Origin of the sequence: Pedobacter duraquae (genome assembly GCF_004362245.1) — a bacterium.
In the GTDB taxonomy this organism is placed as follows: domain Bacteria; phylum Bacteroidota; class Bacteroidia; order Sphingobacteriales; family Sphingobacteriaceae; genus Pedobacter; species Pedobacter duraquae.
The window spans coordinates 329,429-341,407 of sequence record NZ_SNWM01000006.1; the positions used below are offsets into that span (position 1 = coordinate 329,429).

General features: G+C 42.7%; 6 protein-coding genes. 1 reads left to right on the forward strand and 5 read right to left on the reverse strand.

What is annotated here, in order from left to right:
* Positions 1–21: 21 nt before the first annotated feature.
* From CLV32_RS21070 to trhO, 4 genes are read right to left on the reverse strand one after another with little or no spacing between them, the layout of a single operon-like run.
* Positions 22–2,910, reverse strand: a complete 2,889-nt coding sequence (locus CLV32_RS21070) for a triple tyrosine motif-containing protein (RefSeq protein ID WP_133558935.1) — start codon at positions 2,908–2,910, stop codon at positions 22–24.
* 26 nt (positions 2,911–2,936) lie between these two features.
* Positions 2,937–5,252 (reverse strand): beta-glucosidase BglX, encoded by a 2,316-nt coding sequence (bglX, locus tag CLV32_RS21075; protein ID WP_133558936.1) that lies wholly within the window; start codon positions 5,250–5,252, stop codon positions 2,937–2,939.
* Between the two features lie 5 nt (positions 5,253–5,257).
* On the reverse strand, positions 5,258–5,935 hold the full coding sequence (locus CLV32_RS21080; protein WP_133558937.1) for a GDSL-type esterase/lipase family protein: 678 nt from the start codon (positions 5,933–5,935) through the stop codon (positions 5,258–5,260).
* Between the two features lie 46 nt (positions 5,936–5,981).
* Positions 5,982–6,923, reverse strand: a complete 942-nt coding sequence (gene trhO, locus CLV32_RS21085; protein WP_133558938.1) for an oxygen-dependent tRNA uridine(34) hydroxylase TrhO — start codon at positions 6,921–6,923, stop codon at positions 5,982–5,984.
* A 120-nt stretch (positions 6,924–7,043) separates the two neighbouring features.
* Here trhO and CLV32_RS21090 point away from each other — a divergent pair, with 120 nt between their 5' ends.
* Complete coding sequence (locus tag CLV32_RS21090) at positions 7,044–9,491, forward strand: outer membrane beta-barrel family protein (protein WP_133558939.1); 2,448 nt, start codon at positions 7,044–7,046, stop codon at positions 9,489–9,491.
* Between the two features lie 13 nt (positions 9,492–9,504).
* Here the strand turns inward: CLV32_RS21090 and CLV32_RS21095 are convergent, their stop codons facing one another.
* Complete coding sequence (locus CLV32_RS21095; RefSeq protein WP_133558940.1) at positions 9,505–11,955, reverse strand: DUF5686 and carboxypeptidase regulatory-like domain-containing protein; 2,451 nt, start codon at positions 11,953–11,955, stop codon at positions 9,505–9,507.
* Positions 11,956–11,979: the final 24 nt, after the last annotated feature.

The window sequence follows — 11,979 nt, forward strand, 5'->3', positions numbered from 1 at the left end:
ATGAGAGGTAATGATGTAGTGCTAAAGGCCCAAAAGGAACTCTACAAGATTCATGTCATGGGGCACATTTAGCTTTTTTCGGAGTCTATAACGCCTAATTTCAACACCTCTAAGAGAAATGTTTAGTAACGATGCCATTTCCTTACTGCTCATATTCATGTGCAGATAAGCACATAATTTGAGGTCGTTTGGAACAAGATCCGGATGCTGTGCCTTAAGTTTTTTGAAGAAACTTTCATGTGCCTCATTGAAGCTGCTCTCGAAAAGATTCCAGTCGCGCTCATCATTCATACCTTCGGTAATCACACCCTGGATTTTTCTGAGTTGATCTTCTGATAAACGCTTACCATTCTCGTCCTTAAGTTTTGTGATCTCCTGACTGAGCTTTTGGAGTAGCTCATTTTTGTAGACCAGGCTCATGGCTGAGTTGGACAGTTCGCGGTTCTTGCCTGCCAGCTCTGCCTGGAGCTTTTCTGTTTGTAACCGGATGATTTGTTTTTCTGTAGCTTCAGCCTCCCTTTTGAGAAAAGCTTCTTTTTCTACCTGCAGTTTCGCAGTAATCTTTTGCTGATCTTTTAGCAATTTTTTCTGATACAGTTTATTAAGCATCACAGCGAGTACAATAATCAGGATCACATAGCATGCCAGTGCCCAATTGTTAGCGTAGAAAGGGGGCAATACCTGAAATTCGAGCACAGTAGTTTTAGTGTTCAGTCCGCCATTTACAGATGCACGAACCAGGAATTTATATTTTCCGGCACTCAGGTTGGTAAAATCTTTTTGTGATGCGTTACTCCAGTCTGACCAGTTTTTGGAATATCCTTCCAGGTAATATTGGTATTTTATTGTCGCTTGCCTGTAATAGGGCAGGGCATATGAAACGCGAATGTTGTTCCTGCTAAATGGAATCTCGATACCTTCATCATATCCGTTTTCGGCGATGAGCTTATAGGTGTCTGTTAAATCGTAGATGTTTCTGATCAATACTGAAGGGAGCTGTGCTTTAATATCTGCTTTTGCGCCCGCCGAAGCATTGTACACTACAAAACCGTCGTCTACACTGATTAATGAAATCTGGTCGTTAATGCGACTGATGTTTTCATAATACTGTACCATCCTTCCATCTAGTACGCTAAACAGGTTAGATTCGATCTTACTCTTCCATGGAACAGAAAAGTCAGCAAGGCCCATCTTGCCATGGTTGATAAACCAATACTTTTTATTTCCCGCGGGAATTATTTTATTGGAAGTAGCAAAGGCGCCAAGCTCCTTATTAAGGGTGTTGTATTTGCTAAATCGATTGCTGATTTCATCATAGCTGTAGAAGCCCTCGTCGGAACTGAAGACGAGCTTGTTTTCGAAAGTGAAAACATTGATGTTGTAAGCGCCTGGGAGTCCGTTTTTCTCATCCAGATAAGTGGAGGAAATAACTTTTTTGAAATCAGCGCTTAGCGTAAGCCTGTATAAGCCTTTGTAAGCATGGCTCACCCAGATATCCCCTCTGGAGTCTTGCTCTACATACCGGGAAGGCTCTCCAAAATTTTCAATCTTGGTGTAGAACTTCCATACACCTGAAGCATCCTTTTTGAAAAGCGAGAGGCCGTTATAGGTTCCCTGAATTAAATAATTGGGATTGCTGTTTAACTTTTTAATTGTCCAGCCGCCATTCACTGATGATATCTTTTCCAGCTGATCACCCGTCACCCTGAAAGTTCCTTCATTATGGCCACAAAGCAACTGTCCGTCAATTTCACTTAAGTCCCATACCTGTCCCTGAGAATTGGGAATCAACCGGAAGTAAAAGGAACTCCCATTTTGGGGCATCCATTTGCTGTAGAACAACCCCTGATTGGTGCCGAGGTAGATATTGTCTTTAAATATGAGGCTGGAATATACGGTGCCGAACTGGCCCACCTTATCAAAATAAAAATATAGGGGCGAATTGAGTTCAATGCGGTCAATACCATTATCAAGGCCTGCCCACAGATTTTGATCCTGATCAGCAAAAAGGCTCAGTACTGTATTGTTCTGAAGTCCGCTGGCCTTATTAATTCGCTGCACTACATTGCCATTTTCATCAATAATGATGAGTCCATTCAGAATTGTACCATAGGCATAGTATTTCCCCAGTACTTTGGCGCCGTTGTTAAGCTGGAAGGTTTTCAGGAATTCATCTGCAGGGGTGTTAAAAGGGCGGTATCCTGCACCATCGTAGCGCATTAATCCATTCTTACTGGTGCCGATGAGTAACTCTCCATTTTTATAGGGCAGGATGGATAATACGCCCGCAGGGAGGAGCGATCCATCATTTTTTAGTGGTTCCAGGTGGGTTCCCTTAAGCTCATACAGTCCCTTGCCAAGCACTTCGATCAGGAATCTGTTGCCTACCTGATGGAGAAATAGAAAGGCACCAGGTCTTTCTGCTATGGTGATCTTTTTATCCTGATAAATATAAATGGTGGAGAAAGACTGAAAAATGGTTTTCTTACCGTCCGTGTAGATCTTCCAGATCTCGTTATTTAATGTAAGCGGCTTAGGGATCAGCGACGTAAGTGAGGTATACACCATACGCCGGTTTTTAGTGCTCCAATAGCCGAATTCGCCAAATCCACCGGTATAAATGATGCCTGAAGGATCCGCAGCTACCGAGCGGACAATCTGCCTGTTGGGCATTTCATACTGCTGCCAGTATTTGCCATCATAACTCAGCAGTCCACGGGCATTTCCAAAATACATCACACCCTTTTTATCGCGGGCAACAGACCAGTTTTGATTGCCTGAAAGGTATGCCGATTTCGCGTAATTCTGGATATAGGGAACACCAATGCTCTTCAGTTCATCGGCCCTGGAATATCCGCTGGAAAGCAAAAATACTAATAACAGAATAGCGTATTTCAAAGATGCTTTCATGGATAGTCCAGGGTATCGATTTTTAATTATTTGGTTAACGTAAATTTAGCTGTGCTTACATCTCTGGAGTTTGACCCAACATAGACATTGAAATCGCCGGGCTCAGCAACAAATTGTAACGCGGCATTATAGAACTTCAGGTCGTTAACACCAATATTGAACGTAACGGTTTTAGTCTCGCCTTTTTTAAGGAAGATCTTCTTAAATCCTTTCAATTCCTTTACCGGGCGGGTAATAGATCCGTAGATATCCTGGATGTACAACTGTACAACTTCTTCGCCATCATATTGTCCGGTATTCGTAACCGTAACTGTTGCCTGCAACTTCCCGTTCGGATTGATGCTTTTAGTACTCAGCGTTACCGGGGTAAACTGAAAGCTGGTATAGCTCAAGCCAAAGCCAAATGGATAAAGCGGGTCGTTAGGACTATCTATATAACGTGACTTATAGCGGTCGGCAATATTTCCCTCGTAAGGGCGACCAGTACTTTTATGGTTGTAGTAAATTGGAATCTGACCAACATTACGTGGAAACGTTGTTGTAAGTTTACCTGCAGGATTGTAGTTGCCTACAAGCACCTCGGCGATGGCGTTTCCTGCCTCTGTACCTGCAAACCAGGTTTCCAGGATGCCTGTTACATTGTCATTTTCCCATTCCAATGTAAGCGGTCTGCTATTCATTAATACCAGAACCACAGGTTTTCCTGTTGCAGTTAAGGCTTTAAGTAATGTTTTCTGATTAGGCAATAGATCCAGGTTGGTACGACTCGTAGCTTCGCCACCCATAAATGCACTTTCGCCAAGTACTACCACGGCGACATCAGCTTTTTTTGCCGCAGCTACAGCGTCATCAATTAATTTTTGTGGTGATTTTGCATCCGTTTCTATCGTTGCGCCATATCCTATAATTAGTTTTAAGAGCGCCGGATCGTCAATCAGGTTTGCACCTTTTGTATAGGTGATGTCCATCTGAGGCGCGATGCGTCTCAAACCTTCGTAAACGGTAACGGCATCCTTGCCATCGCCGGCAGCACTCCAGGTTCCGATCATTTCTTTCTTGTTATCTGCCAGTGGGCCGATCAGCGCAATCTTAGCATTTCTTTTCAAAGGCAATACCTGGTTGTCATTTTTTAACAATACCAGGGATGACTGAGCCACAACTTTAGCGTCAAGTCTGTTGTTTGGTGACAGGATTTCTTTGGCGGCTCTTTCTTCGCTGATGTATTTATAAGGGTCAGCAAATAAGCCCATCTTATATTTAACTTCCAGTATTCTGCGACAAGCCAGGTCTATCGTAGACTGGCTAATCTTCTTTTCTTTTAATGATGATTTTAAGGTGCCTAAAAAACCTTCGCCAACCATATCCATGTCTGTTCCTGCATCCAGGGCGCGTGCGCTCACAGTTTGCAGATTGCCAAAACCATGGCTTACCATCTCATTGATTCCGGTGTAATCGCTCACCACGAAACCCTTGAAACCCCATTGCTTGCGCAGCAAGTCGGTCAATAGCCACTTATTTGCTGTAGCAGGCGTACCATTGATATCGTTAAATGAGGCCATAGCAGATTGTGCACCTGCATCTACCGCAGCCTTGTAAGGAGCGAGGTAATCGTTATACATCTTGATCAGACTCATATCTGTACTGTTATAATCCCTGCCAGCTTCGGCAGCGCCATACAACGCAAAGTGCTTGATACATGCCAGGATCGCATCTTTATTGCCCAGGCTATTGGTCTGGTAGCCCATCACCATAGCTTTGGCTACCAAAGATCCCAGATATGGGTCTTCACCAGCGCCTTCGGATATTCTGCCCCAGCGAGGATCTCTGGCAATATCCACCATCGGCGAGAAAGTCCAGTTTAATCCGTCAGCACTGGCTTCCCTTGCTGCAACGCGTGCGCTTTTTTCAATCAGACTCATATCCCAGGTTGCACTTAAACCAAGGGGGATAGGGAAAATTGTCTTGTGACCGTGGATTACATCGTAACCAAAAAGTAAAGGGATTTTTAGCCTGGACTTCTGCACAGCAAGGTCTTGCAATTTGCGTACAGCGGCAGGTGTATACGTGTTGAAAACGCCACCAACAAGGCCCTTCTCGATTTTTTGATCTACACCCTGACTTAATATCGGTCCGGTAACATCAAAGCCTACTGAGGGGAGGTTAAGCTGACCGATTTTTTCATCAATCGTCATCTTCGCCATCAGATTCTTCACAAAAGCGTTCATCTTCTGGTCGGCCGCAGAAACCGTTACCGGTCTCATTAGCGTTCTTTTTTGTTGGGCATGCGCTGGCAGGGCACAGCACAAAGCCAGAGAAATGGATAGTGTATACAGGTTTCTCATGGTGGTTATGGTTTAAGAAGTAGAGGTTTCAATGCTGTTTCCCAGATGGCATAACCAGCAGGCTTAAGGTGGAGCATATCTGATTCAAAGAGCTCAGGACGTGTGGCCCCCTTGCTGTCCAGCATTTTTGCATTTACATCCAGATACGTCGTGTGGTCAACGCTCTTCAGATATTTTTTGATGAGCTTATTTGCTGATAATACGACGTCCGTAAATTCTACACGCGATGGAGATTGTTTGATCGACATGAAGACAATCGGTACATTCGGCATGCCTGTTCTAATGTTGGTTACGAGTTTCTGCAACCTTGAAAGTGTTTCTTCGGCACTGATCTTATCTACTGCGATATCGTTTTCTCCGCTATAGATAACAACCTGTCTTGGCTGATACGTAAATACAAGCTCATTAACATAGTCTGCCGCCTGCGCCAGGGTTGAACCGCCGAAGCCCCGGTTGATTACATTGTACGACTTAAATGTGGTTTCAGCATCCGTCCATTTGCGGATAGATGAACTGCCAAGGAATACAATGCCGTGTGTTGCCGGCATCGAAAGGCTGTCTTTATGCTTGAAATTTTGAATTTCATTCCAGAAGGGACGCGTAGCCTGAGCAGAGCTCAGGTTATGGACACCCAATAAAATAGTTACGCTTAAGGCAATCTTTAGAAAAATACTTCGTCTCATACTGTTTTTTGGTTTGCAGTACGAAGATAGTATTTCGCAAGTATAATTAAACCTTTACAGTGTTTTTAACCGGTTGGGGAACCTTAACGTAATAACCAGTTCCATCGTACGGACGGCGACGAGGGTTGGTAACACAGTTTGTAGAACAGCAGCCCTGCAACTCCTCACCACATGCATCACATTGTGTGATATGCTCATTGCATTCCGGATTTGCACAGTTGATCATCTTCGGTGTAACTGTACCACAGTTAAAGCATTTAGAGACAACCGTAGGGTTTACTGAGTTAACATCGACAGCAATCCTGTTGTCAAATACGTAGCATTTGCCTTCAAAATCTTCACCGTTGGCTTCCTTGCCATATTTAATAATACCTCCGTGCAACTGGTACACGTCGTTAAAGCCATGGTGAAGCAACAGCGCCGACGCTTTTTCGCATTTAATTCCACCGGTGCAATAGGTTAGTACTTTTTTGTCCTTATACTGTGCCAGCTCATTGATCTTATCCGGAAAATCACGGAAGTTCTCTATATCGAGTGTAATTGCATTCTTAAATTTACCCAGATTGTGCTCGTAATTGGAACGCACATCCAGGATGATCACATCTTCATCATTGATCATATCCCTGAATTCGGCCGGCTCCAGGTGTTTGCCGGTTTGCTTGTTGGGATCTATCACAGTCTTATCACGCATACCTGAGTGCACAATTTCGGCCTTATAACGGCAGTGCATCTTGATAAATGAAGGCTCGGCAACATCATCGATCTTAAATTCTGTCTTTGCAAAACGGGCATCGGCGTGGATAGCCTCCATATAGGCTGTGCAGGATTCTTTGCTGCCCGAGACTGTTCCGTTCAAACCTTCATCGGCAACGATGATACGTCCAACGAGGTTTAAAGATTTACAAAAAGCCAGATGATCTGTCGCGAATTGTTCGGCATTTGCTATAGGTGAATAGCAATAGTAAAGTAAAGTCTGAAATTGTGTCATAAATATTGATACCGCTGCAAACGGCGTTTAACGCTGCAAAAATAAGAATAATTTTGATACATGAAGTTTTTCTTATGGAAAGCATATGAAATTTACATCCATAGGATATAAATTTTTCTCATGAGTAAAAACTACCTCTGTTTATTAGCCCTCCTTGTGCTTCTATTTTCTTTTAATTTTCCAGTTGTATTAGCTCAGGATAAAATGGTACGCATTGAGGGGCATGTTATAGATGAGCATTCCCGGCCACTTGATCAAATCCTGGTTGAGCTGCTGAACCCTGGAGACTCAACGGTACTTAAAATAGCGCTTACCAATGCGGAGGGTATGTATTTTTTTGAAAAAATTAAAGTTGGTAGTTATCAGATCTCTATATCCGGACTTGGCTATAAACGATTTGTCGGCACCGCATTCGATGCAAATTCAACATCCGCTACGCAAAACAGATCAGATATCAGGCTTGAGGCGATCAGCAAACAGCTTAATGAAGTTAGCATTGTTTCAACGAAACCTTTAATTGAACGGCGCATGGATAAGATAGTAGTCAATGTTGAGAATGCCTCCAGGTTTACTGGTAATTCAGTAATGGATGTCCTGGAGAAATCGCCGGGTATCACCGTAAACGATGATGGCATTACCATGTCCGGGAAATCAGGTGTGCAGATTCTGATTGATGGGCGGCAAACTTATCTGAGTCAGGATGCGCTGACTGCCCTTTTGCAGGGAATGCAAAGCTCTGAAGTGGAAGTAATAGAATTAATCAACAAGCCTTCTGCTAAATATGATGCTGCAGGTACAGCGGGAATCATCAATATCCGTACAAAAAGAGATAAGCGGTCTGGAGCTAATGGAAATGTGAACATTGGCGCAGGTTATGGTGAAACAAGCAAGTACAATGGCGGGGCAAGCCTGAATTACCGGGGCGGTAAGCTGAATGCATTTGCCGATTATAATTATAGCGACTATGGTGTGGAGGGGTTTTTAAATCTAAACAGGGTAGTGCGCTATGCTGGCGCTACAACAACTTACCTTCAGCATACAGGTTATCATGATCGAAAAACAAATCATGCGTATAAAGCTGGGCTCGATTATCGCCTCAATGCCAGGCATGCTATTGGTTTTTTGTATAACGGATATTTGAATGGATCGGCTTCGCCGGATAATCCCTCAAATACGGCCATTCAGACTATAGATGGCTTAAATACAATCGTTGGTACAACCCGTGTGGCTAACCAGAACCTGCAACGTTTTCATAACAACAGTTTTAATTTAAATTATATCGGTAAACTGGATACGCTAGGGCAGGAACTTATAATAGATCTGGTTTATGGAACCTATTATGGCAAAGAAAATGATCAGCGCAAAGTAGATACGGTGTACAATCTAAAATCCGGATTGTATTTTGTGCGGAACAGCACTTTGTCTGATATCAATATTAAAACTGTGAAGGTGAATTATACCTACCCGCTCAGTAAAACAACAACACTGCAAATGGGGCTTAAATCTAGTTGGGTGGTAACTGATAATAATCTGCAGTATCTCAAAAGTCTTGGTGATGAACTACATTTTCAGTCCGTAGGGCTCTTCAGCAATAGGTTCGTCTACGATGAAAATATAAACGCAGCGTTTCTGGATTATGCCGGACAATATGGGGGGCTGGGCATTCAGTTTGGCTTGCGGGCAGAGCAGACAAATGCCAGCGCCAGGCTGATTAATGTGTCTGACAGGAATTATAAATACATTGATTTATTTCCGAGTCTGGCGCTTTCTTATAAGCTGAACGATCGGAATGATCTTAGTCTGTCCTATAGCAGACGCATCGATCGGCCCGACTATGATAGCCTTAACCCGGCATTACGCGAATTTGATAACAAGACATTCTGGAAAGGTAACGAGTTCCTGACGCCCCAATACAGTAACGGAGTGGAATTCTCCCATTCCTTTAAAGGAGTATTGATTACTTCGGTAGAATATACTGTTACAAAGGATGCGATGATTGGCGTTACCGAGCAGGATGATGCGACGGGAAGAACCTATGTCATTAAAAGAAACCTAAATACCGTAAAGAATTATTCGACTAACCTGTATGCTGGATTCACGTTGCTGAAATGGTGGCAAATAAACAACAACCTCAATGTTTATCATAGTGATTTTAATTATACCTACAATAACAATGATTATCATGGCGGTCAGACTTCTGTTAACCTGAATTTGAGTAATTCATTTAATCTCCCGGGAGGCATAGTTACTGAACTGGCCTTTGTGTATCAATCTGGATTAACATATGGGCTAGATAAAATTAATTACTTTTCGTTCATTGATGCAGGCTTAAAAAAAGCCTTTTTAAACAAGAAGCTGATGATTCGGGCAAGTTTAAATGATATCTTTAACAAAAGGATTATCAATGGCGTTACCCGGTATCAGGGCATAGACCTAAGCTTTAATCAAAAAAGAGAAAGTCGTATTGCAAGACTCAGTATGAGCTATGCATTTGGTAATTCAACAGTAAAACAGGCCTCCCGTCGGGCAAATGCTGCTGAACAGGAGGCTGGTAGGTTAAAACAGTAAATTAACTGCCGACTTAAAATCCGTACGATATCCTGAATCCCTGCTGTACTTTTTTATTTCCGTCGTACGCAAAACCGTAGGTAGCCCTGAAAATCAGGCGTTGCAAACCAAAATAGAACTCTTTGTAATTTCTTTTGTCAGGCTGCGTGAGGTAGTTAAACCCAGCTACTTCCTCCAGCTTAAGCTTGCGGATCAACGGGATCTTGTTGGTGATTAAACCGGCAAAGTTATGCTCGATATGTGCTTCGAAATACTGATGGTCGGTACTGTACTGGTAGAAATCAAGGAATTGGAATTTTCTGAGATCCGGCAGCGAGGTTAACGAGTTGTTACCTCTGAAATGCTTGCTATCCGGGTAATATACCACCGCATTGTTCAGGAATTTTCCTGCACTAACCATAAAAGAGGTATAGCCCCATAAACCTAAGCTGATTCGTTCCTGAGAGATTTCCAGGTTCACCAGATCATAATCGGCATCGCTGTTAAGCGCCCCCTTTATTCCCTTGCGATAGCTCAACTGCAGTTTAGGATACCTGGACTCCTGATAAAACTTGCCATCGGGGCGGGTAATATATTTTTGAGCAATAGAGTAGGTAAGCACTGCACTCAGCGTTAAAGCTTTATAGTCTGGGAACAAACGGGTATCTGCAGTTGGTGTAAATGGGTTGTTTGACGTAAACTCCCTGTCTTTACGATCAACAAATTTGTAGTCTGTAGTATTTGCCAGATCGAAATTCTTGGCATAATCGATAGCTGCTGACGCTTGTAATCCCGTTGCCAGCTCCCTGCCACTGCTGATGTTCACAAAATTCTTTTTGTAGAACTTGGAGAAGTTTCTTTCAAATAATAAGGAGTTTAATGAGTTGGAAAATAAACTCATTGTTCCATACCTGTTTAAGTCGTAAATACCTGAGCCAAACGAGAAATTGACGCTAGCCTTTTTTATCGGATCGTAATAGTAGCTCGAACTCAAGTTTGCCGTAAACGTCTGGTTCGAAAAGCCATAACGCACTTCAGGCCTGATACTGTACCGTTTGCTGTCTTCCAGCTCCTTAGTATAGGTAACACCATATTTTATTCCGAATCCTTCCACGGTGTTATAGAACAGTGACCGTAGTACAGGATCAAGTCGCAGATATTTTTTGTCATATCTGTCATTGATGCTATAGCCACTTAACAATAGTTTGCTTACCGTGAAGTTGTTGTTTACCTTTTCTAATGAATCCAGGTATTTCCTCGACTCTTTCCTTTTAGCGATACTGTCTTTGCGTACATAATCGAAACGTTCTTCCTGTGTTAAGGGAATAGGGCGGTTATTGACCCAATAGGCGGAATCTTTTTTGTTAACAGCTTTGGCAACTTTAAGAATTTCTCCGGTAAAGAAACCTTTAGGGAAATTAGGGTTCAGGTCATAATTGTTATATACACCCAGATAATATCCCTCAAATTTAAACCCGAATACATTTCCGTTGAACTTAAAATTGATGTTGGATGGCATGTAGGTCTTATCAACCCGCATAAATTGTTGGGCGATATTTAGCGTGTCGATCAGGTTGATACCCGTACTTTTTGTCAGGTAAAGATCAGTGCCTAAAATTCTCCAGCTGTCGTCAGTAATATAGATAATACCCCTAAACACCGGATCGTGCTCCCTGCGGGGGATCACCTCAATTTTATTGATACTTTCGCCATTATATGCTGAAACGCCCAATAACTTGTATTTGTAATAGAACAGGGCGTTGTCTGCGATAGGAGAGACAAAACCTCTGGAGCTCAATACATTTTCGAGCATGAGGTTGTTGTAAAAGTTAACGTTTAGATCTGACGCCTTATTGAAACTAAAGGCGTTATTACGACCTGCAACTTTTGAAGAGATCATCTCTTCGTGGATTTTATTAGGGCGCTGATAGCTGTAGCGAGACTGCGACTCCGATAAGTATAAGATCCCTTTTCTATTGGTATCCAGGTCCAGTGTTTTCTGGATATCACGGCCAAAGAATTTTTTAGGTGCGCCAACCAGCTTTTGTACACCTTTAATATAGACATCTGCACCAAACTCTCTAACTTCTGTTAAGTGTTTTTTTCTATTCTTAATTGCATTTCGGATAATTTCAAAAGCAGGGTCTTCAGCATTTGGCCGGATCGTTACGCCAGTAAGCGTATACGACTCGGGCGTCATAACCACATTCAAAGCCTCGTTGCCACCTACATTAACAGTCTTTTCAGTGGGCTTATAGCCGATCGCGCGAAAGGTAAGTGTCACTGTACCCGGATCAACTTTCAACGTAAATACGCCATCGATATTGGCTGAAGTTCCGGTAGAGGTGCCTTTAATGTAAATCGTAGCAAATGATACCGGCTCACCCGAGGTATCTTTTACTGTGCCTGAGAGTTTGGCTTGTTGTGCAGAAAGTGAAAAGCACACTGTAGTCATCAGGAAGAGCGCAAGATAGAGTTGTTTCATATTAATGTAAAAATGCTAAGATCG

Excerpts from the sequence above, each read along its gene's own strand:
- CLV32_RS21070 (WP_133558935.1), bottom strand. The coding sequence starts at position 2,910 with ATGAAAGCATCTTTGAAATACGCTATTCTGTTATTAGTATTTTTGCTT.
- bglX (WP_133558936.1), bottom strand. The coding sequence starts at position 5,252 with ATGAGAAACCTGTATACACTATCCATTTCTCTGGCTTTGTGCTGTGCC.
- CLV32_RS21080 (WP_133558937.1), bottom strand. The coding sequence starts at position 5,935 with ATGAGACGAAGTATTTTTCTAAAGATTGCCTTAAGCGTAACTATTTTA.
- trhO (WP_133558938.1), bottom strand. The coding sequence starts at position 6,923 with ATGACACAATTTCAGACTTTACTTTACTATTGCTATTCACCTATAGCA.
- CLV32_RS21090 (WP_133558939.1), top strand. The coding sequence starts at position 7,044 with ATGAGTAAAAACTACCTCTGTTTATTAGCCCTCCTTGTGCTTCTATTT.
- CLV32_RS21095 (WP_133558940.1), bottom strand. The coding sequence starts at position 11,955 with ATGAAACAACTCTATCTTGCGCTCTTCCTGATGACTACAGTGTGCTTT.